Here is a 567-nt window from a genome sequence, read left to right on the forward strand (position 1 = left end):
AACTGGCCGAGCATCTGCGCCGTGGCCTACCGGACTACATGGTGCCGAACCAGTGGCTGGCACTGGACAGCCTGCCGCTGTCGCCCAACGGCAAGCTCGACCGCAAGGCCTTGCCCGCCGTGGATGCTGCCCTTGTGCAAAAGGTCTATGAGGCACCGGCCAATGCGCGGGAGCACCGTCTGGCCGCAGTCTGGGCCGATGTGTTGCGCCTTGAGCGGGTCGGGGTGAACGACAACTTCTTCGAGCTTGGGGGCGATTCCATCGTCTCGATTCAGGTCGTCGGACGTGCGCGCCAGCAGGGCCTGCACTTCACGCCCAAGGAACTGTTCCAGCACCAGACCGTGCGCGGCCTGGCAGCGGTGCTGCGCGAAGGCGAGGGAGCGGTGAAGGCCGAGCAAGGTCCGCTGCTCGGGGGCATGCCATTGCTGCCGTTCCAGCAGTGGTTCTTCGACCAGCGCATGAGCGAGCCGCAACACTGGAACCAGTCGCTGTTGCTGCGCGGCACCGAAACGGTGGATGCCAGCGCATTGGAGCAGGCGCTGCTGGCACTGTACGCCCAGCACGACG

Annotated in this window: 1 protein-coding gene; it reads left to right on the top strand. The window is 66.0% G+C overall.

Annotated features, from left to right (window positions below):
* The coding region (locus tag WCE05_RS25910; protein ID WP_368816825.1) for a phosphopantetheine-binding protein at positions 1-567 on the top strand (567 nt) is incomplete at both ends.

Source organism: Pseudomonas sp. I2, assembly GCF_040984075.1.
Lineage (GTDB): Bacteria > Pseudomonadota > Gammaproteobacteria > Pseudomonadales > Pseudomonadaceae > Aquipseudomonas > Aquipseudomonas guariconensis_B.